The sequence below is a fragment of the Mesorhizobium sp. WSM4848 genome (assembly GCF_055811375.1).
The window spans coordinates 106,358-129,103 of the sequence record NZ_JBVVPX010000018.1 but is presented as its reverse complement, the minus strand read 5'-3'; the positions used below and the strand labels follow the sequence as shown (position 1 = coordinate 129,103).

The window sequence follows — 22,746 nt, the reverse complement described above, 5'->3', positions numbered from 1 at the left end:
GGTGGCGCGCCGCATGTAAGCCTTCCAGGCGTCGGAGCCCGACTCGCGGCCGCCGCCGGTTTCTTTCTCGCCGCCGAAGGCGCCGCCGATCTCGGCCCCCGATGTGCCTATGTTGACGTTGGCGATGCCGCAGTCGGAGCCGTCGACGCCGAGGAAGCGCTCGGATTCCTGCAGGTCGCGGGTGAAGATCGACGACGACAGCCCCGCTCCGACCGCATTGTGCTCGTCGAGCACGGCGTCGAAGTCCGAGTATTTCATCACATAGAGGATCGGCGCGAAGGTCTCTTCCGTCACCGGCGAGACCTGCTTGGGCATCTCGACCAGTGCCGGGCGAACGTAATAGGCGTCGCGATGGCCATTCTCGACCCGCGTGCCGCCGGTGACCTTGCCGCCATGAGCGGCGGCTTCTTTCAACGCGTTCTGCATGCTGTCGAAGGCTGCCTTGTCGATCAACGGTCCGACCAGCGCATTTGTTTCCAGCGGATTGCCGACGGAGACGCTTTCGTAGGCCTTCTTCAGGCGCGGAACCAGGGCATCATAGATGCTCTCATGCACGAACAGGCGCCGCAGCGTCGTGCAGCGCTGGCCGGCGGTGCCCATGGCGCCGAAGGCGATGGCGCGCAAGGCCATGTCGAGATCGGCCGTCGGGCAGACGATGCCGGCATTGTTGCCGCCGAGCTCCAGCACGGCGCGGGCAAAGCGCTTCGCCAGCCGCGGACCGACATCCCTGCCCATGCGGGTCGAGCCGGTGGCCGAGACCAGCGGCACATCAGGATGATCGACCAGAATTTCGCCGACAGCGCGATCGCCGATCAGCACCGACGTCAGGCCTTCCGGAGCATCGCCGAAACGTTCCGCCGCACGCTTGAAGATCGCCTCGCAGGCGAGCGCCGTCAGCGGTGTCTTTTCCGACGGCTTCCAAACCACCGCGTCGCCGCAGACCAGCGCCAGCGCGGCGTTCCAAGACCACACCGCGACCGGGAAGTTGAAGGCCGAAATCACACCGACGACGCCCAGCGGGTGCCAGGTCTCCATCATGCGATGACCCGGGCGCTCGGTGGCGATGGTCAGGCCGTACAATTGCCGGGAGAGGCCGACGGCGAAATCGCAGATGTCGATCATCTCCTGCACTTCGCCGAGCCCTTCGGAGGGGATCTTGCCGACCTCGATCGACACCAGCCGGCCAAGCTCGGCCTTATGGGCGCGCAATTCCTCGCCAAGCAGCCGCACCAGCTCGCCGCGCTTCGGTGCCGGCACCAGCCGCCATGTCTGGAAGGCTTTATGCGCCCTGTCGATGGTCTCTGCCGCATCGGCCGGCGAGATCGTCTTCAGCGCGGCGATCTGCTCACCCGTCACCGGACTGCGCACGATAAGATCGCCGCCCGAAAGCGCGGCCTCGGCAACACCCAGTTTCGCCAGCAGCCCGGCTGTTTCCCTCGCAATCGTCATTCTCTGTCCCTTTTCAGATCCCGTCTCATATGGCGACGGTCAAGGCCTTGTGCCATGCCTGTGCCGATCGGCACATCAGGCGCTGTCATGGCGTGGCATTACTCGTTTCAGGGAAAAATCGCCACCCCGGCATGGTCTAAGCCCAGGTCAGACTGTTGAACCAGCGATTTGGTTCAGCGCGCTGTCTGCGCACCCCGCACAGCGCCTTCCTTCATCAGCCGGTCGATATGCATGCGGATATGGGCGGCCTCGGCGGCCGTATTGGCAAGCGCAATGGCGCGGTCGAAGGCGATGCGCGCCTCCTCACCACGACCGAGCTGCATCAGCAGGCCACCCCTAAGTCCGAAGAAGTGGAAATAGCCGGAAAGCCTTTGTTCCAACGGCTCGATCATGGCAAGTGCGGCTTCCGGCCCCCGCACCTTGGCGACCGCGACGGCGCGATTGAGCGTCACCACCGGCGACGGCTGCATCTGCTCGAGCAGGCTGTAGAGCAGCTCGATCTCGTTCCAGTCCGTGTCCTCGGGCTTTGCCGCGCGCGCATGCAGGGCGGCGATTGCCGCCTGCACCTGGTAAGGACCGGGCTTGTGGTGGCGCAGCGCTTTGTCGACCAGCGCCAGCCCCTCGTCGATCATCTTGCGGCTCCACAGGCTGCGGTCCTGGTCTTCGAGCAGCACGATTTCGCCGTTCTCGTCGAAACGCGCCGGCGCACGCGCATGCTGAAGCAGCAAGAGCGCCGTCAGGCCCATGATCTCCGGCTCGGTCTGGAACAGCCTGAGCAGCAGCCGGGCCAGCCGGATCGCCTCTTCGCAGAGCGGCGCGCGCGCCGGCGCCTCGCCACTGTTGGTCGAATAGCCTTCGTTGAAGATCAGGTAGACCATGGCGGCAACCGCGGCGAGCCGCTCGGAGCGCTCGACCGCGCCGGGCGTCTCGAACGGCACGCCAGCATCGGCGATGCGCGCCTTGGCACGTGTGATGCGCTGCTCCATCGCGCTTTCGCCGACGAGAAAGGCGCGGGCGATCTGCTTGACGCTCAGGCCTGAAACGATGCGCAACGCCACAGCGATCTGCTGCGTCGCCGGCAGGTCGGGATGACAGCAGATGAACAGCAGCCGCAATATGTCGTCGCGGTAGTGCGCGCCGTCCAGCCGTTCGGCGATATCGGTCTCGGCATCTTCCAGATCGGAGATCTGGTGCTCTTCCGGCAGCGGCGCCTGCTTGGCACGCTTGCGCACCGCGTCGATGCCGCTGTTGCGGCCAACGAAGATCAGCCAGGCTGCCGGATCGCGCGGCGGGCCGTTTGCCGGCCAGTTCTTCAGAGCTCGCAGGCAAGCGTCCTGGAAAGCTTCCTCCGCCGCGTCGAGATCGCGGAAGTAGCGCAACAGCGCGCCCATCGCCTGTGGGCGGGCGGTGCTGATCGCTGTGCTGATCCAGGTAAGGTCGGTCATGCGGAAACCTTGGCAGGACTGAAGAGCGAAACCGGCCGTATTTCGTAGGAGCCGCCGCTCGGGTTGACCTCGGAAAGCTCGCGCGCGAAATCGACGGCCTCATCGAGATCGGCGCATTCGAGCGTGTAGAAGCCGAGGAACTGTTCCTTGGTTTCGGCAAACGGGCCATCGATGACGACCGATTCGCCTTTGACCTTTCTCAGCGTTGTCGCAGCGGTTGTCGGCAGTAGCCGCGCCACCGGGCCAAGCCGGCCGGCCTGAGCGTATTTTTCCTGCACGCCCAGGAGTTTTTCCATGACGGCATCGTCCTGTTCCTTGCTCCACGAGCAGACGACGTCTTCGGAGGCATAGCAGAGGATTGCGTAGAGCATTGGTGCGTCCTTTTCTCTGTCAAAGGACGAAACAGTAGGACCGATCCCGACACAACGTCGATAAAAAAATCACGTCCTGCCAGTCCAATGAAGGCCTGTGGCTGCTCTGTTCGGTTCAGCTTTCCTGCGCCTTCAGCCATCTCAGAACGACGGCTTCTTCGTCATCAAGACCGGCTATCGATCGCTTCCGCTTGTTCACATCCGCCATATCGCTGAGCAGCCGTCCTTCGGACCAGGCTTCGAAAACCTGTGGGTGGATGTAACAGCTGCGGCAGATGGCGCGTGTGTTGCCCAGCCGCTCGGCCACCTTGTCGATGACGCCGTTCATCATCCGCTTCTGTTGTGCCTGGCTTTCGGGGCGTTCGGTTTGCGCAAACAGAGACGCAGCATGGATGGTGCCGCCCCAGGTTCGGAAATGCTTGGAGCTGAAATCCGCCCCTGCCGTCTCCCTGATATAGCGGTTGACGTCGTCGGAACGGATCGGTCGCCTGCTTCCGTCCTCGTCGAGATACTGGAACAGTTTTTGGCCCGGCAAATCCTGCGCCCCGCGCACGATCCTGGCGATCCGGCGATCGACGAGCTTCAGCTTCCATTCCTTGCCGGACTTGCCCTTGAAAGCGAAACGCAGGCTCGAGCCATTGATGTCGACATGGCGGTCACGCAGCGTGGTCAGCCCAAAGCTGTTGTTGTGGCGGGCGTAGGCGGCATTGCCGACGCGGATCATCGTGTTGTCGAGCAGCCAGACCACAGCGGCGACGACGCGTTCCAGCGGCAGGCCGTGACGGCGCAGATCGGCGTCGATCTGGCGTCGCAGCTCAGGCAGGCTCTCTGCAAAGGCAACCAGGCTCGAATATTTAACGCCGTCGCGCTCCTCGGCCCATTGCGGATGGTAGCGATATTGCTTGCGTCCGCGCTGGTCTCGGCCCGTCGCCTGGATGTGACCGTTGGCATCCGGCGCGATCCACACATCCGTCCACGCCGGCGGGATGGCGAGCGCCTTGATGCGGGCCATGGCGTCCTCGTCGACAGCCTGCCCGTCAGGCCCTTTGTATGAGAATCCCCTGCCGGCCCTGAAACGGCGGATACCGGGCTCGGTATCGGTGAGGTAGGTAAGCGAGGCTCGATCGGCAGAGGCTTGCGACCCATTTGTAAGCGCCCCTGGTGCAATCTTCGTGCTAGCCGACCGGCCAGGCGACGATCCGGATTTGTCCAGCATGTCCTCTCCACGGAATTTTCCCGTAGATAAGCGCAGGAACGGCTGCTGGTTCCGCGAGTGGCGTTCAGAATGATGTCAGCGCACCGCATGTGCGTTCGACGGGCCGTCTTCTGTCTACCTTCGGATTGCGGCCTTGCCTGCCGTCATGCCTTTTCCAGCACGGCCGGAATGACGTCGACAGCCTGCTCGCCGACCTGTCCGCCCGTCGTCTTCAGGACACCGACGATCGGCGCTACATCCGAATAGTCGCGGCCGTGGCCGACGGTGATGTGGTCGTTGCTTGCCCGCATGCCGTTGGTCGGATCGAATTCCTGCCATCCGGTGTCGCGCCCGCACCACACCGTGACCCAGGCATGCATGGCGTCGGCCCCTTCCAGTCGCGGTTTTCCGCGCGGCGGATTGGTGCGCAGGAAGCCGCTGACATAGCCGGCGGGGATACCGAGACCGCGCAGGCCGGCGATCATGATGTGCGAAAAATCCTGGCAGACACCGCGCTTCAGGCTGAAAGCATCGCTCGCCCGGGTCTGCACCGTGGTCGCCTCGCCATCGTAGGTGAAATCGCGATGAATGCGGTTGCACAGGTCCATGGCGGTGCCGACGACAGAACTGCCGGCACTGCCGCGCGCATACAACGTGATATCAGCATCGACGCCGGCATGGTCGCTGGCGGCCAGAAAGTGATGCGGTGTATCGGGCGACAGCGATCGCACCGCTTCGAGTTGCTCCCGCAGGCGGCGAATGTCGGGCGACACGTCGAAACCAGGTTCCGGCCGCGAGACGGCGACGCGCGCGCTCATCCTGATGTCGAGCGCATCATGGGCATCGCGAAAGGCGATCGACGTGACGCTGTTGCCGAAGAAATCGGAAAAATCCGAGCGTTCGCTCGGCGCCGGCGTGAAGGACAGCGAAGCGGCGATCACGCGCTGCACGCCCGAAATCGTCGGCGGCAGCACGCGCACCTGATGGCGGCCGCCGCCCGCCGCAGCATCGTAATCGTAACGCAGATTAAGCCTGATGTCGTAGAGCATGCTCACCCGAAATAGGCCTTGGCGAGGCTGTTATAGAGGCCGCCGATCTCGGTGGCGAGATCGTCCAGGGCCTGCGCCGTCAAGTCCGAGGGCTCCTTGATGGCGATTGCCGTATTGAGTTGCAGGATCTCTTTCGCCGCCGGCGACATATGCCCCTCGCCGCCGATAGAGGGCAACAGCGCGATTTCGGCCTTCAGCCGCTCGATCTGGAACAGGATGGAGCGCGGGTTGAGCGGATCCAGCACCAGGAGGTCGATCACCGTGCGCCGGCCGGCCTGCACCGGATACTGCCGCCGGTGGGTCATCACGCTGTCGCCGATCTCCAGCATCATGTCGAGCGCGCCTTCGGGCGCCGCAGCCCGGGTCAACCGGGCGAGCGTGCGGGCTATCTGGATGCCGCGTTCCAACCGCCGGCCGATCTCCAGGAAGCGCCAGCCGGTAAAGCGATACATGTTCTCATGCAGCAGGCCGGAAAACCCGGCGAGCTTGCGCAGGATGACCGTCATCGCCCGCGTCGCATCATCGCCTGGCGCCACCGTCGTCGCGAATTGATGGATGGTCTTAGACAGATCGTTCAGCGCCAGCCAGCCGTCGGGCGAGAAGCGGTCGCGGATCTGTCCGGCGCTGTAGACGGCGCTGTCCAGCGTGCCGATCAGCCCTGGCGGGATCGCCGCCGCGACATCTATGCCGAACGGTTCGAGATGGTCTCTGATATCGGCAAGCAGAGGCATGTCCGGTTCGGAGGCTTCGGCCAGCCGCACGTGATAGGCGCGCAGGATGCGCACCGTGTCTTCCGATCGTTCGATATAGCGGCCGAGCCATGTCAGGTTTTCCGCCGCGCGGCTGGGCAGGCTGCCTGGCGAGGTGCGGGTGAAGCTGTCATGCTCCTGCGGCAGCAGCGTCTCGCGCTCCACCGGCCTGTCGCTGACCACCCATACATCCGCCGCCTGGCCGCCGCGCTGCATGGCGATTGCCGTCGGGTCGAGCGAAAAGCCGACACGGGCAAAACCGCCGGGCATCACCGTCCAGCCTTCCGGCGTTCGCGCCAGATAGACGCGCAGGGCTGCCGGCCGCGGCTCAAGCCAGCCGCCGACATAGACCGGCGTGGTCGAAAGCGTCACCGCTTCCTGTCCGACGAAGGCGCCGCCGTCCCGTTCGATCCGGGCTATCAGTTCGGCCCGTTCCTTGGCAACCAGCGCCGAGCCCAGCCTGGTGCAATCGTCGTCCTCGAAGGCAAGCCGCGTCGACAGCGCCGGACCGATCACCATGCGGTCGAGGTTGGCCAGCACATGGTCACGGTCCGCGTCCCGCCCGCACCACCATGTCGCGACGCTCGGCAAGAGAAGCTCCTCATTGCGCAATTCGCGCGAAATTTTTGGCAGGAAGGCGAACAGCGCCCGCGTTTCCATCAGCCCGGAGCCGAGCGCGTTGACGGCTGAAACGGCTCCCCGGCGGATCGCCTCGACCAGCCCTGGCGTGCCTATCTGCGAATCCGGCCGCAACTCCAGCGGATCGGCGAAGGCGGCGTCGAGCCGCCGCCACAGCACACTGACCGGCGTCAGCCCGGAAACCGTGCGCACCATCAATCGACCCCCGGAGACGGTCAGGTCCTCGCCTTCGAGCAGCATGATGCCGAGATAGCGGGCGATATAAGCATGCTCGTAATAGGTTTCGTTGAGCGGCCCCGGCGTCAGGATGGCGACACGGCCGCCCGATACCTTGGCCATGCCGTTAAGCGCGTCGCGAAAGCGACGGAAGAAGCCGGCAAGGCGGTGCACATGCATCTCGCCATAGATGTCGGACAGCGCACGCGTGGTGGCGACGCGGTTTTCCAGCGCAAAGCCGGCGCCTGACGGCGCCTGCGTGCGGTCGCCAAGCACCCACCAGCGGCCATCCGGTCCACGGCCGAGCTCGAACGCGCAGAAATGCAGGAAATGGCCGCTGGCCGGTCTGGTGCCGACGACGGGGCGCAAATATTCCGGGCTGGCCGCGACCAGCCCTGCCGGCAGGATGCCTTTCTCGACCAGGCGGTTCGCCCCGTAGATATCGGCAATCGTCTCCTCGAACAGTTCGGCCCGCTGGACCAGGCCGGCACTGATGGCGGCCCATTCCTGCTCCTCTATCAGGACAGGCACATGCGCCAGTGGCCATTCGCGCTCATTGGCGCCGACCTGATCGTAGAGACGGTAATAGACGCCGGCGTCGCGCAGATACTGGTCGGCGCGGGCAAAACGCTGGGCGAGCTTTTCAGGCCCCAGATCTTCCAGCGCCTCGATGAACTCCTTCCAGACCGGACGGGGATTACCTGATGCATCGACCATCTCGTCGACGACGCCGTCGATCGGCTGGTAGTGCTCCAGCAAATTATGCGGCCTGCCGCGTATTTCCTGGTGATTCCCCATTGCCATGGCTGATCAGAGTCTTGCAGGCCGCCGCAGGTCAAGGGTCATCGGGAAATCTTCAGCGGCTTGTTCGTCGCGCAGCACGTAGACGGACGGCGTATGGCCGCGCGGCTCGAAGCGGGCGAGCCGTCGCGCCTCCGCTTCGTTGCCGTTGACCGGAAACGTGTCGTAGCTGCGCCCGCCGGGATGCGCGACATGGTAGACGCAGCCGCCGATGGCCCGGCCCGACCAGCGATCGTAGATGTCGAAGACCAACGGCGTGTTGACCGGCAGCGCCGGATGCAGGCCAGATGATGGCTGCCAGGCCTTGAAGCGGACACCGGCCACCGCGATCTCTCTGGTGTCGGTCACCTTCATCGGCACCATGCGGCCGTTGCAGACGACGGCGTGACGCTCCGGGTTGAGCCCTTCGGTCTTCACCTGCAGCCGCTCGACCGAGGAATCGACGAAGCGCACGGTTCCACCGATGGCTCCCTGCTCGCCCATGACATGCCACGGCTCCAGCGCTTGCCGCAGCTCCATTTTGATGCCGGCATGCTGGACCTCGCCGCAGAACGGGAAGCGGAACTCAAGCTGCGCGTCGAACCATTCGGGACGGAACTCGAAGCCGTTCAGCTTGAGATCGTCCAGCACGTCGAGAAAGTCAGCCCAGACATAGTGAGGCAGCATGAAACGGTCATGCAGCGACGTGCCCCAGCGCACGAAACGGCCATCGAGCGGATTCTTCCAGGCGCGGGCGACAATGGCGCGCACCAGCAATTGCTGCGCTAGGCTCATGCGCGCATTGGGCGGCATCTCGAAACCGCGGAACTCGACCAGCCCCAGCCGGCCGGTCGGGCCGTCGGGCGAAAACAGCTTGTCGATGCAGATTTCCGAACGGTGGGTGTTCCCCGTCACGTCGGTCAACAGGTTACGGAACAGCCGGTCGACCAGCCACGGCAGGGGTGCCGCGCCCTGGTTCGGATGCGGCACCTGCGCCATGGCGATCTCGAGCTCATACAGCGAATCGTGGCGCGCCTCGTCGAAGCGCGGCGCCTGGCTGGTCGGGCCGATGAACAGGCCAGAGAATAGATAGGACAACGACGGATGGCGCTGCCATTGCAGGACAAGGCTTTTCAACAAATCGGGGCGGCGCAGGAACGGGCTGTCGTTGGGCGTCGCACCGCCGACGACGACATGGTTGCCGCCGCCGGTGCCGGTGTGGCGGCCGTCGATCATGAACTTGTCGGCGCCAAGCCGCGTCTGCCGCGCCTCCTCGTAGATCGCCGTGGTCGTCGCCACGCAGTCCTGCCAGTTCGCAGCCGGATGGATGTTCACTTCGATGACGCCGGGATCCGGAGCCACGCGGATGACGTTGAGGCGCGGATCGTGTGGCGGGCCATAGCCCACGATATGCACCGGCAGGGCGATAGTTTTTGCAGCGTTCTCGGCCGCCGCGACAAGTTCGAGATAGTCTTCCAGCGCCTCGACCGGCGGCATGAACACACAAAGCCGTCCGTCCCGCGGCTCGACCGACAGCGCAGTGCGCACCGCGCCACCGATCTCGGTAATCTCCTGTTCGACACGGTCCTGCTGGCTGGTCGTTGCGGTGAAGGACGCCGCCTGCTGCCGGCGCGCCATTTCGTCAGCACCTTCAAGTTCGGCCGGTGCAGCCTCCGGCAAAGAAGTGGCTTCAGGCAAAATAGCCTCGCGCGCCGGCAATGGTCCGCGCGGCAGCGAAGGATCGACCGGCACGATGTAGGGGAACTGCGCCGGCGGCACATGGGGCAGCGTGCCCAGCGGGAGGCGGTAGCCGACCGGTGAATCGCCCGGCACCAGGAACAGCCTGCCGCGCCGCGTCTTCCATTTCTCCGAACGCCAGCGCGGTCCTGATGCCTGGCTGTTCCAGCGCTGGACAGGCAGTACATAGCCCGACGGCTTGGTCAGGCCGCGCTCGAACACCCGCGCCATGCGGCTGCGCTCCTCGGGGTCGTCCAGCTTCGAATTGGACGGATCGACATTGTCCGGCAGCTTGCCTTCCTTGAGCAGCCACTCGGCCGGGTCCTCATAGGCTTCGCTGACCATGGTCCTGTCGATGCCGAGTTCATCGGCAATCGCCGTCAGCAGGCCTTCAGCCTGCTTCGGCCCGACATCTGCGTCGCTGTTCTCCCGTGCGATCAGCGACGGGTCGCTCCACACCGGCTCGCCGTCGGCGCGCCAGTACAGCGAGAAGGTCCAGCGCGGCAGGCTTTCGCCCGGATACCACTTGCCTTGCCCGTAGTGCAGAAAACCGCCGGGCGCGAAACGCTCACGCAGCCGGCGGATCAGCGCATCGGCCTTTTCGCGTTTTGTCGGACCGACGGCAGCGGTATTCCATTCCTCCGCCTCGAAATCGTCGATCGACACAAAGGTCGGCTCGCCACCCATGGTCAGCCGCACGTCGCCGGCCTCCATCGCGGCGTCGACCTGCTTGCCCAATGCGTCAAGCGCCTGCCAGCTTTCGTCGGAGAATGGCTTGGTGATGCGGGGGTGCTCGGCGATGCGGTCGACCCGCATGTCGAAGCCGAACTCAACATTGGCGAAGCTCGCCATGCCGGAAATCGGCGCGGCGTTGCGGAAATGCGGGGTGGCCGCCAGCGGCACATGGCTTTCGCCGGTGAGCAGGCCGGAGGTCGGATCGAAGCCGATCCAGCCGGCGCCCGGCAGGTAGACTTCGCACCAGGCATGGAGATCGGTGAAGTCGATCGCCGTGCCAGGCGGACCGTCAAGCGCGACGAGATCAGGCTTCAACTGGATCAGGTAGCCGGAAACAAAGCGCGCGGCGATGCCTAGATTCCTCAGGATCTGCACCAGCAGCCAACTCGTATCGCGGCACGAGCCTTTTTTGGCGGCCAGCGTTTCCTCCGGCGAAAAAACGCCGGTTTCCATGCGCACGATATAGGCGATCTCGCGCTGCAGCCGCGCATTCAGGTCGACGACGAAATTGACGGTGTTGGTGGGACTGCGATCGATGGTTTGCAGGAACGCCGACAGCAACGGTCCAGCCGGTTCCGGCGTCCGGTAGATGGCGAGATCGGCGCTGATCTCTTCCGGGTATTCGAACGGAAAGATCTCGGCCGCCGGCTCGACGAAGAAATCGAATGGATTGTAGACCGTCATGTCGGCGACGAGGTCGACCTCGATCTTCAGTTCCGTCACCGGTTCCGGAAACACGAAGCGCGCCAGGAAATTGCCGTAGGGATCCTGCTGCAGATTGACGAAGTGGTTCGCCGGCCCGACCTTCAACGAATGGCTGAGCACTTTGGTGCGGGAATGCGGCGCCGGCTGCAGCCTGATGACCTGCGGGCCGAGGACGACCGGCCGGTCATATTTGTAATGGGTCAGGTGGTAGACGGCTGCCAGAATTGCCATGGGGCCTCGAAAGTCGGCGTTTCAAACGAATTCGCCGAACCCTGACACAAATGCTGGCCATTCTCCAAGCAGAGATGTTGCGCTGCATCTAATTCAAGCAGCGTTCCCAGCCTAGGCGTCGCTTAGAAAAACGCCTGCAAGCCGGTCTGCGCCCGTCCGAGGATCAGCGCATGCACGTCATGCGTGCCCTCATAGGTGTTGACCGTTTCCAGGTTCTGCGCGTGGCGCATGACGTGGTAGCCGATCTGGATGCCGTTGCCGCCATGCATATCGCGGGCCTGGCGGGCAATGTCGAGCGCCTTGCCGCAATTGTTGCGCTTGACGATCGAGATCATCTCCGGCGCCATCTTGCCTTCGTCCATCAGCCGCCCGACCCGCAAACTGCCCTGCAGGCCGAGCGCGATCTCGGTCTGCATGTCGGCGAGCTTCTTCTGGAACAGCTGGGTGCCGGCCAGCGGCTTGCCGAACTGCTTGCGGTCGAGGCCATACTGGCGAGCGCGGTGCCAACAATCTTCCGCCGCGCCCATCGCCCCCCAGGAGATGCCGTAACGCGCCCGGTTGAGGCAGCCGAACGGCCCCTTCAGGCCCGACACGTTGGGCAGCAGCGCATCCTCGCCGACCTCGACGCCTTCCATCACCACTTCGCCGGTGATCGACGCGCGGAGACTGAGTTTGCCGCCGATCTTTGGCGCCGACAGCCCCTTCATGCCCTTTTCCAGTACGAAGCCGCGAATCTCGTCGTCATGTGCGCCCCCACTCTTGTCGGACAACTTTGCCCAGACGACGAACACGTCGGCGATCGGCGCGTTGGAAATCCACATTTTCGAGCCCGAGATCCTGTAGCCGTTTGCCGTCTTCTCGGCCCGCGTCTTCATGCCGCCCGGGTCGGAACCGGCATCCGGCTCGGTCAGCCCGAAGCAGCCGATCCATTCGCCTGACGCCAGCTTCGGCAGGTATTTTTTGCGCTGCGCCTCCGACCCATAGGCATGGATCGGATACATCACCAGCGACGACTGCACGCTCATCATCGAGCGATAGCCAGAATCGATGCGCTCGACTTCGCGCGCCACCAAGCCGTAGGTGACGTAGTTGGCGCCGAGCCCGCCATATTCTTCCGGAATGGTAATGCCGAGCAGACCCGCCTCGCCCATCTCGCGAAAGATCCCGGCATCGGTCTTTTCCTCGAGATAGGCTTCCTCGATCCTGGGGGCGAGCTTGTCGGCGGCGAATGCCGCAGCGCCATCACGCACCATCCGTTCGTCTTCCGAAAGCTGGTCCTCGATCAGGAAAGGATCATCCCAGACGAATGCGTTCTTGTTGGCGGCCATGGCTCTCACTCCCCAGATCACGGAATTGGGCGGCTTATCGGCTTCCGGCTCGAAAAAATCAAACGAAATTGCTTCGCCATTCAATGAGCGATAGTAATGGATTATGAACGTGCAGCGCCGCCTTTTGCCTGGTATCAGCGCCCTTGCCGCCTTCGAGGCGGTGGCCCGGCTGGGCAGCTTTACCGCCGCCGCACGGGAACTCGATTTGACCCAGGGCGCCGTCAGTCGCCCAGATCAGGCTTTTGGAGGACCAGTTCGGCCGCCGGCTGTTCGAACGCGATAGCCGCAATGTCAGGCTGTCGAAGGCCGGTGAGATCTATGCCGAAGCGGTGCGCGCCGCCCTGGGTCAATTGCGCGACGCAGCGCTTGGATTGATGAGCAATCGGCATAGTGGCAGCTTGAACCTGGCCATCCTGCCGACCTTCGGCACGCGCTGGCTGATGCCGCTCATCCCGGATTTCGTCGAAAACAACCCCGACATCACCGTCAATTTCGTCACCCGCATCGGCCGTTTCGACTTCGCCCGAGAGAGGCTCGACGCCGCCATCCATTACGGCCTGCCCGACTGGCCCGGTGCCGACTCGACGCTGCTGGTGCGCGAGACGGTGTTGCCGGTTGTCTCGCCCGAATTTCTGGCTGGCCGCGCCATTGCCACACCCACCGACATCGGCCGCCTGCCGCTGCTTCATATGGCGACGCGGCCCGGCGCATGGACCGAGTGGTTCGAGCATCAGGGTTTGAGCGCACCGACCGGACCCGGCATGCAGTTCGAGCAGTTCGGCACCGCCGCCCAGGCCTGCATGGCCGGGCTCGGCGTGGCGTTGCTGCCGCAGGTCCTCATCTCAGGCGAGTTGCAGCGTGGCCAGTTGGTGCCGGCGCCGGGCCGGCCGATGCAGAGCCGCAGCGCCTATTACCTCGTCGTGCCGCATGACAAGCGCGGCCATCCGCCGGTCGCCAGTTTTCGCGACTGGCTGCTGGGCCATGTGCCGCCGGAGAAGTAGCTACTTACGCTTCAACGCATCGGCCAATGCGGCGCCGAATGCGCCCTGCCCTGCCGGCCGTTCCGGCTGGCGCTGCGGCGCCGGCGCTCGCGGCGCCGGTCTGTTGCCATTGTCGCGCGGCTTCGGTGTGCCGCCGTCACCATCCCTGCGCATCGACAGGCCGATGCGCTTGCGTTTGATATCGATGTCGACGACGCGCACCTTGACCACGTCGCCGGCTTTCACCACCTCATGCGCGTCCTTGACGAAACGGTCGGCCAGTTGCGAGACATGCACCAGGCCGTCCTGATGCACGCCGATATCGACGAAGGCGCCGAAAGCGGCGACATTGGTGACAGTGCCCTCCAGCAGCATGCCTGGCTTCAAATCCTTGATGTCGTCGACGCCGTCGGCGAAGGTTGCGGTCTTGAAGCCGGGGCGCGGATCGCGGCCGGGTTTTTCCAGTTCCGCCAGGATATCGCGCACCGTCGGCAGGCCGAACCGCTCGTCGACGAAGACACGCGGATCGAGCGCCTTAAGAGCAGCACAGTCGCCCATCAGCGAGCGGAGGTCGCGTCCGCAGGCCGCAACGATTTTTTTTGCCACGCCATAGGCCTCGGGATGCACGGCCGAGGCATCGAGCGGTTCGGTGCCGTTGGCAATGCGCAGGAAGCCGGCGCATTGCTCGAACGCGCGGGGTCCAAGGCGAGAGACCTTCAACAGGTCACGGCGGCTGGCGAAGGGACCCGCCGCGTCACGGTGCGCGATGATCGCCTCGGCCAGCGATGCGCCAAGGCCCGAAACCCGCGCCAGCAGCGGCGCCGAGGCGGTGTTGAGGTCGACGCCGACGGCATTGACCGCATCCTCGACCACCGCTTCCAGCGAGCGGCCGAGCCGGTACTGATCGACGTCATGCTGATACTGGCCGACGCCGATTGACTTCGGCTCGATCTTGACCAGTTCGGCGAGCGGATCCTGCAGCCGCCGCGCAATCGACACCGCGCCGCGCAGCGACACCTCGAGGCCGGGAAATTCCGCCGCGGCCGTCGCCGAGGCTGAATAGACCGAGGCGCCCGCCTCGCTGACGATCACCTTGAGCGGCTTCGGCCCGGACTCGGCAGGCATGTCGGACAGCATGTCGGCCACCAGCCTTTCCGTCTCGCGGCTGCCGGTGCCGTTGCCGATTGAAATCAGCTCGACCTTGTGCAAGCGGATGAGCCTTGCCAGTTCGGCCTGCGTGCCGCGCACGTCATTCCGAGGCGGAAACGGATAGACCGTCGTCGTCGCCAGCAGCTTGCCGGTGCCGTCCACCACCGCCACCTTGACGCCGGTGCGGATGCCGGGGTCGAGCCCCATCGTGGGGCGCGAGCCGGCCGGGGCGGCGAGCAGCAAATCCTTCAGATTGCGGGCAAAGACATGGATCGCCTCCTCCTCGGCCCGCTCGCGCAGATCGCGCATCAAATCGAGCGTCAGATGCAGCGACAGCTTTATGCGCCAGGTCCAACCGGCCACCTCCATCAGCCAGCGGTCGCCCGGCAACTGGCGGCCGATCGCATAGGCATCGGCGATCATCCGCTCGACCGGCTTCACCGGCGACGCGTCGTCGGCATCGACCTCGATGTCGAGCGACAGCACCTCTTCGTTGCGGCCGCGCAGCATCGCCAGGGCGCGATGGCTCGGCACGTTGGCCCAGCGCTCGACATGGTCGAAATAGTCGGAGAATTTCGCGCCGGCTTCCTGCTTGCCGTCGACGACGCGCGACCGCATGAAGGCGCGTTCCTTCATGTAGCTCCGCAGTCTGCCGACCAGATCGGCATTCTCGGCGAACTGTTCGGACAGAATGTCACGCGCGCCCTCGAGCGCCGCCTTGGCATCGGCTACCTCTTCACTGATGTAGGCCAGCGCCAGTTCTGCGGGCACCGCGGCGCGGTCGGCAAGGATGGCCTCGGCCAGCGGTCCCAGCCCACGCTCGCGCGCGATCTCGGCCTTGGTCCGGCGCTTCGGCTTGTAGGGCAGATAGATGTCTTCGAGTTCCGCCTTGGTGGCGGCCGCAGCGATCTTGGTCTCAAGCTCTTCGGTCAGCTTGCCCTGGTCGCGGATGGAACCGAGAATGGTGTCGCGGCGCGCGTCGAGCTCACGCAGATAGGCGAGCCGCTCGGCCAGCAGGCGCAGCTGCGTGTCGTCGAGACCGCCGGTGACCTCCTTGCGGTAGCGCGCCACGAACGGCACCGTCGCGCCTTCGTCCAGCAGTCCGATTGCCGCTGCGGCCTGTTCGGGCCGGGTCGCGATCTCGGCTGCGATGATTGCTGCGATGCGCTCGGATGCCATGTCGTTCCTGCTGTCCTGTCGAAAAGAGCGGCGACCATAGGCGCAGAGCGTCGCTCCGCCAACCTCGCTCTTTTCGACCGGTCAAGAGGTCCACAGGAAAGCATCGCAGAATGCGCCCACGCCTGGCGCCGACTTTTGCGTTCAGCCTCTTCTCCCCGTATACGGGGAGAAGGTGCCGGCAGGCGGATGAGGAGCAGCGCCGACATTGCCAGTCGGATACGATTGCCCTGCTCAGATCATCCGGCTCAGCGCTTCGAAGAAGGTGACCATATCGACATCGAGCGGCTCGTCGACCGGTTCCGGCTGCGATGACATCTTGGCGATGACCACCTCCGCCGTGGGATTGACGTAGAGCCACTGGCCGTGGATGCCGATGCCGCAGAAGGCGCCGCTTGCCGCGCCGGTCTGGTACCATTTGTTGCGGTAGCGGCCTTGTGGAAAGAGGAACGCCATCGCGCCACGCTGCCAGGCCTCGCTGTCTCCGCCTGTGCTGACAGTGTCGCGCACCCAGGCTTCCGGCACGATGCGGCGGCCATTGGCGATGCCGCCCTGCCGCATCATCTCGCCGACCCGCGCCAGGTCGCGCGGCGTCACCGAAATGCCGCCGGCCGTGCGCGCAGTGCCGGCCATGTCGACTGTCACCGTGGCTTCGCTCATTGCACCAAGCGGCAGCCACAATTTCTCGCGCATCAGTTCGGCGAAGCGCTGGCCGGACGCGCGTTCAAGCAGGATGCCGAGCAGGTCGGAATTGGGCGAGCGGTAGCGGAACGTCCGGCCATGCGGCTCGGCAAGGCGCTGCAGCGTCAGGATGAAGTCGGCCAGGCTTTCCGTGCCGCCACCCGGATTCCACAGCGTCGCACGACGATAGCGGGCAAAGGCGCTTTCCGGATCGAGATAGGCTTCTTCGAAGTCGAGGCTGACGCTCATGTCGAGCACATGCCGAACGCTGGCATCGCCATAGGCCGAGCCGGCAGCCTCCGGCAGATAGCGGGTCACCGGCGCCTGCGGATCGAAAACTCCCTCGCCTTCCAATATGCCGGCCAGAATCGCGGTCAGCGACTTGCTGATCGAGAAGATGATGTGGCGGGCGCCGAACTGCATATGCGGTGCGAACCAGTCGCCGACGAATTTGCCGCCTTTCATGATCGTCAGCGCGTCGGTGTCGGAACGCGTGAGAAAGGCGGCCACGGTCTCTGGTCCGCCGGCCAGCGCGATTTTTTCGCCAAGCAGCCCGTCAAGATCCTGTGCTGGCGCGTCACTGCCGCTTGACGCTGCAGTGATAGTTGCGCTCGGCACCAACTCGCCGACATTCTGGAACGACCACCGGCTGAACGGGCTTTCGCGCCAGTTGCCGAGCAGCACCTGGTTGCGGGCAAAGCCATGTCTGGTCTCGAACGCGGTCTTGCCGGTCATGGTGTGTTCCTCAACGCGGCGGCGATCGCGTGCACGGCTTTCAGCGTCGCCACCGAAAGGGCGATGTCGGTGAAATCCGGGTAGCTCGAAAGCTTCACCACAACCATTCTCGTGTTCCCGTCGATATGGATCAGCTGCCCGAACACCCCCCGGCACATCAGCGCCCGTGAATGCGGGTCCTCGATCCAGAACTGGTGGCGGTAGCTGCCTTCCGGCAGGCTGGGATTGAAATCCGGTCCATGCCTGCCGGTGCGCGTCGCCTCGATCCAGTCGGCCGGCACGACGCCGCCGCCATTGTCGAGGATCAGCTGGCCGAAACGGCCATAGTCGCGCAGCGTGGCGTTGAAGCCGCCATCGGCGATGGCGTAGCCGGCGCTGTCGACGGTGAAGCAGGCGCTTTCATCCGCGCCGAGCTTTTGCCAGAGTTCGTCCGAGACCAGTTGCGCCAGCCGCTTGCCGGTCACCCGCTCCATGATGAAGGCGAGCACGTCGGTCTCGATCGAACGATACTCGAAGGCGGCGCCATGCGGCCGGCTTGTCTCCTTGAGCCGCAGGATCAATTCGAACATATGCGACGGCCACTCGAAGGCCGGGTCGCTGCCCGGCGGCACCGGTTTCCAGCCGCTGGCGACGTCGACCTGACCGATGTCGGAATAGCGGTCGGTGTATTCCTCGGAAAAACGCACGCCGGTCGTCATGTCGAGCACATGCTGCACGCTGGCGCCGGCCCAGCCGGTCGTTTCCAGCTCCGGCAGATAGGTCGTCACCGGCATGGCCGGATCGATCAGGCGGCGCCCGACCAGTATACCGAACACCGAAGCGGTGACTGACTTCGCCATCGACTGCGACAAATGCAGCGTGCGCTCGGTCATGCCGTTGCAATAGCGCTCATAGGCGATCTTGCCGTCCTTGAGCACGAGGAACCCGTCCGTATAGGTTTCGTCCAGCAGTCCGGCCAGCGTCGTCGGCTGACCCATGCTGTCGCTCACCGGCAGCGCGTCGAGATCGACCTCGGCGCGCTCGAACCGGCGGCGATGGCCATTGCCGCGCCAGACTTCGACGGTCGGCAGAATTTCGCGGATGTGCTGGAATGCCCAGCGATTCCAAGGTCCCCTGTCCCAGTCGAGCTTCGGCGGCACCATCTTGGGCGGTGAGCCCTGCATGATCGGCGGCCGCGGATCGGAGTTGCGGTAAGACTGCATGAGAATTTCCCTGCCGCCGCATGCCGCTCTTCCGTTCACTTGGATGAGGAGCGGTCTGCACAGCGGACGAAAAAGCCCCCGAATGGGCCTTTCGAGTGAAGAACGCCCGACGCCATGGCGAAGGGCAGTGCCGGCAGGCCAGGTGAGGGGCGCGAACGCTGCGAATTCAGCGCTACCCTCATCCGGCCCTTGACCCGCCTTCTTCCCGCTCGCGCGGAAGAAGGCGGAGTGCCGCTATTTCTGAACGTCCGTCCAGATGCGCGTGTAGAGTTGCTGCACCTCGGGCGAGCAAGGGGTGAGGAACTCGCCCGCTTTCTCCAGTTCTGGCGGTACCACCAGTTCGGGCGCATCCTTCATGTCGGCTGGCATGAATGCCTTCGAGCCCTTGATGCCATTGGCATATTTGGCGAAGGCGGAGATCATGGCGGCGTTCTCGGGATCCATGATGAAGTTCATGAACAGCTTGGCGTTGTCGACATTCTTGGCATCCTTGAGGATGGCAACACTGTCCATGAAAAAGGGGAAGCCCTCCTTCGGGTAGCCGAACTTGATGTCGGGGTTCTTGATGCGCGAGCGCATGATGGCGCCGTTCCAGTAGTAGACGGCCGAATAGTCGCCGGCCGGTAGCTTCTCGGTCACGCTATAATCCATGGCCAGCCATTTCGGCTTGGCCTCCACCAGCTTGTCGCGCACTTTCTTGAGCAGTTCCTTGTCGTCCGTGCACCAGTCGCCGCCCAGATACTTGATGGTGGCGAACAGCACGTCGTTCATTTCCGGCGCGACATTGATCTTGCCAACCAGTTCCTTCGGCGGATCGAGGAAGATGGCCGAGGTGTTGATGTCGCCGTCATAGACCTTTGTGTTGACGCCGATACCGGTCAGGCCCCACTGCCACGGAACCGTATAATGACGGCCCGGATCCCAGGGAACGTTCACCCAGCGCTCGTCGACATTCTTGAAGTTCTCCATCTGGTCGGGCCGGGCCTCAAGCAGAAGCCCTTCCTTCACCCAGATCGGCACGTAGTTGGCCGACGGCACCACAATGTCGAAGCCATGACCACCGGCGCGTACCTTTGCTAGCGCGGTGTCGTTGGAGTCGTAGTCGGTGATCGTCACCTTGACCTTATAGGTATCCTCGAACTTCTTGATCATCTCGGGGCTGGTGTAGTCGCCCCAATTAAAGATGTTGAGTTCGCCTTCCGCATACGCGCTGCCCGCAAAGGCAAACATTGCGAATACCGCCGTGGCAGCCGTGGTCTTCCATTTCATTGCTATTCTCCCGTTTGGCAATCGTTGGTCATGGCTTGCGCCGATTGACGAAGTAGAACGCGGTTACGAGCACCACCGACAGCGCCAGGAATACCGTGGCGATCGCATTGATTTCCGGGCTCGTTTCGCGCCGCAACTGGCCGAGCATGTAGGTGGGCAGCGTATCCTGGCCGCCGGACTTGACGAATTCGGTGATGACCACATCGTCGAGCGAAATGACGAAGGCGAGCATGAAGCCCGCGATGATGGCCGGCCTCAAGAGCGGCAGCGTCACGAAACGGAAGGCTTTCCAGGGCGTGGCGTATAGGTCAGCGGCTGCGCGCTCCAGCGTCAGGTCCATGCTCTCCAGCCGCGCCCGGATCGGCAGGTAAGCGAACGGGATGCAGAAGGCGGTGTGCGCGGCGATCAGGTAACCGAGTCCTGAGTAACCGGTCCAGACCTTGATGCGCGAGAACACGATCAGGAGCGCGACGCCGGTGACTATCTCCGGCACCATCAGCGGCTGGTTGATGAAGGCGTATTTGAAGGTAAGGCCGGGATAGGGCCGCGTGCGGGTCGTGGCCAGCCCAGCCATGGTGGCGGCGATTGTCGACAGGGCGGCGGCCGAGACCGCCAGCACGAGCGAGCGGACGGAGGCGTCCTGCACGGCCGAATTGTGCCAGGCCGAAATAAACCAGCGCAGTGAGACGCCATCCCAGCGCGAAAGCGAATCCGCCGTGTTGAACGAATAGGTGACGAGCGCCGCGATCGGCAGATAGAGCGCGAAGAAGGTCAGAAGCGCCATGAACCCGAAGCCGGGTTGCGCCTGGATGTCGAACGGACGCTTAGCCATGGGCGCCCTCCGACCCGGATGCGTTGCGCACGTAGAACAGGAGCGCGATCATCACCAGCACCATGAGCGTAATTGAGATGGCCGCGCCAAGCGGCCAGTTACGGCCCGCGCCGAACTGCAGTTCGATCAGGTTGCCGAGCATCATGTTCTTGCCGCCGCCCAGTACCCGCGGAATGACATAGGCGCCAAGCGAGGGAATGAAGACCAGTATCGAGCCGGCTATGACGCCGGGCTTGATCAACGGGAAGATGATGCGGCGCAGAACCTGCCAGCGACCGGCGTAGAGGTCATATCCGGCCTCGACCAGCCGGAAGTCGAGCTTCTCCATCGAGGCGTAGATCGGCAGCACCATCAGAGGCAGGTAGATATAGATCATGCCGAGCAAGATGGCGGCGTCGGTATTCATGATCTGCAGCGGTTGCTTGATGATGCCGAGCGCCATCAGCGCCGTGTTGACCAGCCCTTCGTTGCGGATCACCTGCTGCATGGCGAAGGTGCGGATCAGGAGATTCGTCCAGAACGGAATGGTGACGAGGAAAATCCAGACCTCGCGCGTCTTCGGCGGTCGCGTGGCGATGAAATAGGCTGTGGGGAAGCCGAAGAACAACGTCAGCACGGTGGTGTAGAACGACAGGCTTATCGAACGCCAGAAGATCGACAGATGCGCGTCGGCGAAGGCCAGCGTGTCGTCGAAGATATCGCGCTGCATCAACACCGACAGCCAGCCGTCCGTGGAGAATTTCCACACCACGTCGCCATACGGCCCCGGCGTCAGGAAGGAATAGATCACGACGATCAGCAGCGGTCCGGTCGCGGCGAGAAAGATGATGACCAGCGCCGGCGCCGACAGCAGCCAGCGATCGCGGATCTCTCGGCGCTCGGCTTGCTCAGCGACTTGTTCCGCGCTCGCCATCAGTCCCTCAGCACTTGCGCGGCGTCGTTGCCGATCGAAATGCCGACCTTGTCGCCCCGCTCGAAACCGCAGCCGGCGCTGCGCGTGTTCTGCTGGCGCACGGTGAAGCTCTCGCTGCTATCCAGGCGAACATGGATGTGCGTGTCGGTGCCGAAATAGACGATGTTTTCGACCGTGCCCGACAGGTCGCCCTTGCCGCTGGTCAGCTTGGCATGTTCGGGCCTGACCACCACGGTGGCATTGTCCTTCGGCTGGAAGCCCTCAGCCACGGTCGCGTCGATCGTCGCGCCGGATTTGAGCGTTGCCCGTGCCTTGCCGTTGCCCATGCCTGATATGGCCGCGGTCAGGAAATTGGTTTCGCCGATGAAGTCGGCGACGAAGCGCTCCGCCGGCTTGTCGTAGATATTCCAGGGCGTGCCGACCTGCAGGATCTTGCCCGACGACATCACCGCGATGCGGTCCGACATGGTCAGCGCTTCTTCCTGGTCGTGGGTGACGAAGATGAAGGTGATGCCGGTCTCGTGCTGCAGCCGCTTCAACTCGATCTGCATCTCCTTGCGCAGCTTGAAGTCGAGCGCCGACAGCGGCTCGTCGAGCAGCAGCACTTTCGGCTGCGGCGCCAGTGCCCGCGCCAGCGCCACACGCTGTTGCTGACCGCCGGAAATCTGGCTGGTGCGGCGGTTGCTCAGCGCTTCCATCTTGACCAGCTTCAGCATCTCGTCGACGCGCGCCTTCACTTCGGCCTTGGGCTTGCCGAGCATTTCGAGGCCGAAGCCGATATTCTCGGCCACCGTCATATGCGGGAACAGCGCATAGTTCTGGAACACGGTATTGACCGGCCGCTTGAACGGCGGCAGCGGCGCGATGTCCTGGCCATGCAGCAGGATCTCGCCGGCGCTGGGGAAATCGAAGCCGGCGATCAGCCGCAAAAGCGTCGTCTTCCCGCAGCCGGACGGACCAAGCAGCGTGAAGAACTCATTTTCGCGGATCGACACCGAAACCGTGTCGAGGGCGGCGACCTGTGACTCCCCGCTTCCGAAGACCTTGCGGACGCCACGAACTTCAATTGCACTTCTACCCGGTTGTTCCGGCACGATTACCCCATTCTTGCGTCCGCTCTTCTGGCGGATCCAGTTCCCACTCGATTGTCAGCACACGGCGCATGGCTTGGCAAGCACAC

The 22,746-nt window shown here is 64.0% G+C and carries 15 protein-coding genes and 1 pseudogene; 1 reads left to right on the top strand and 15 read right to left on the bottom strand.

Annotated features, from left to right (window positions below; genetic code table 11):
* From amaB to AC0L16_RS18110, 8 genes are all read right to left on the bottom strand, one after another.
* Positions 1-1,449, bottom strand: a 1,449-nt coding sequence (gene amaB / locus AC0L16_RS18145) for an L-piperidine-6-carboxylate dehydrogenase (protein WP_473622322.1), incomplete at its 3' end; no start/stop codon positions are given.
* 173 nt (positions 1,450-1,622) lie between these two features.
* Positions 1,623-2,894 (bottom strand): RNA polymerase sigma factor, encoded by a 1,272-nt coding sequence (locus AC0L16_RS18140; protein WP_473622321.1) that lies wholly within the window; start codon positions 2,892-2,894, stop codon positions 1,623-1,625.
* A complete protein-coding gene (locus AC0L16_RS18135; protein WP_254025775.1) occupies positions 2,891-3,265 on the bottom strand; it encodes a YciI family protein in 375 nt (124 codons plus the stop codon). The genes AC0L16_RS18140 and AC0L16_RS18135 overlap by 4 nt, the downstream gene beginning before the upstream one ends.
* 115 nt (positions 3,266-3,380) lie before the next feature.
* Positions 3,381-4,481, bottom strand: a complete 1,101-nt coding sequence (locus tag AC0L16_RS18130; RefSeq protein ID WP_473622319.1) for a DNA topoisomerase IB — start codon at positions 4,479-4,481, stop codon at positions 3,381-3,383.
* Between the two features lie 143 nt (positions 4,482-4,624).
* Positions 4,625-5,509, bottom strand: coding sequence for a transglutaminase family protein (locus tag AC0L16_RS18125; protein WP_473622330.1), 885 nt, complete (start codon positions 5,507-5,509; stop codon positions 4,625-4,627).
* 2 nt (positions 5,510-5,511) lie between these two features.
* Positions 5,512-7,917, bottom strand: a complete 2,406-nt coding sequence (locus AC0L16_RS18120) for a circularly permuted type 2 ATP-grasp protein (RefSeq protein WP_473622318.1) — start codon at positions 7,915-7,917, stop codon at positions 5,512-5,514.
* A 6-nt stretch (positions 7,918-7,923) separates the two neighbouring features.
* A complete protein-coding gene (locus AC0L16_RS18115) occupies positions 7,924-11,301 on the bottom strand; it encodes a transglutaminase family protein (RefSeq protein ID WP_473622317.1) in 3,378 nt (1,125 codons plus the stop codon).
* Between the two features lie 122 nt (positions 11,302-11,423).
* The gene (locus tag AC0L16_RS18110; RefSeq protein WP_473622315.1) at positions 11,424-12,629 is read right to left on the bottom strand and encodes an acyl-CoA dehydrogenase; all 1,206 of its coding nucleotides are present in this window, start codon (positions 12,627-12,629) and stop codon (positions 11,424-11,426) included.
* A gap of 103 nt (positions 12,630-12,732) precedes the next feature.
* Here AC0L16_RS18110 and AC0L16_RS18105 point away from each other — a divergent pair.
* Positions 12,733-13,630 (top strand): annotated as a pseudogene (locus tag AC0L16_RS18105) (LysR family transcriptional regulator).
* On the opposite strand, the gene AC0L16_RS18100 reads toward AC0L16_RS18105, so the two are convergent.
* The 7 genes from AC0L16_RS18100 to AC0L16_RS18070 all read right to left on the bottom strand — a co-directional run bounded on the left by AC0L16_RS18100 (position 13,631) and on the right by AC0L16_RS18070 (position 22,660).
* Entirely contained in the window at positions 13,631-15,937 is a 2,307-nt protein-coding gene (locus tag AC0L16_RS18100; protein WP_473622314.1) for a Tex family protein, read from the bottom strand. It lies immediately after the preceding pseudogene.
* A 231-nt stretch (positions 15,938-16,168) separates the two neighbouring features.
* A complete protein-coding gene (locus AC0L16_RS18095; RefSeq protein WP_473622312.1) occupies positions 16,169-17,350 on the bottom strand; it encodes a serine hydrolase domain-containing protein in 1,182 nt (393 codons plus the stop codon).
* Positions 17,347-18,552, bottom strand: coding sequence for a serine hydrolase domain-containing protein (locus AC0L16_RS18090; protein ID WP_473622311.1), 1,206 nt, complete (start codon positions 18,550-18,552; stop codon positions 17,347-17,349). The genes AC0L16_RS18095 and AC0L16_RS18090 overlap by 4 nt, the downstream gene beginning before the upstream one ends.
* Before the next feature lie 234 nt (positions 18,553-18,786).
* Entirely contained in the window at positions 18,787-19,821 is a 1,035-nt protein-coding gene (locus AC0L16_RS18085; RefSeq protein WP_473622309.1) for an ABC transporter substrate-binding protein, read from the bottom strand.
* A 28-nt stretch (positions 19,822-19,849) separates the two neighbouring features.
* Positions 19,850-20,653 (bottom strand): ABC transporter permease, encoded by an 804-nt coding sequence (locus AC0L16_RS18080; RefSeq protein ID WP_473622308.1) that lies wholly within the window; start codon positions 20,651-20,653, stop codon positions 19,850-19,852.
* The gene (locus AC0L16_RS18075; RefSeq protein ID WP_473622307.1) at positions 20,646-21,566 is read right to left on the bottom strand and encodes an ABC transporter permease; all 921 of its coding nucleotides are present in this window, start codon (positions 21,564-21,566) and stop codon (positions 20,646-20,648) included. The genes AC0L16_RS18080 and AC0L16_RS18075 overlap by 8 nt, the downstream gene beginning before the upstream one ends.
* Positions 21,566-22,660: an ABC transporter ATP-binding protein gene (locus AC0L16_RS18070; RefSeq protein WP_473622306.1), complete on the bottom strand. Its 1,095-nt coding sequence runs from the start codon at positions 22,658-22,660 to the stop codon at positions 21,566-21,568. The genes AC0L16_RS18075 and AC0L16_RS18070 overlap by 1 nt, the downstream gene beginning before the upstream one ends.
* Positions 22,661-22,746: the final 86 nt, after the last annotated feature.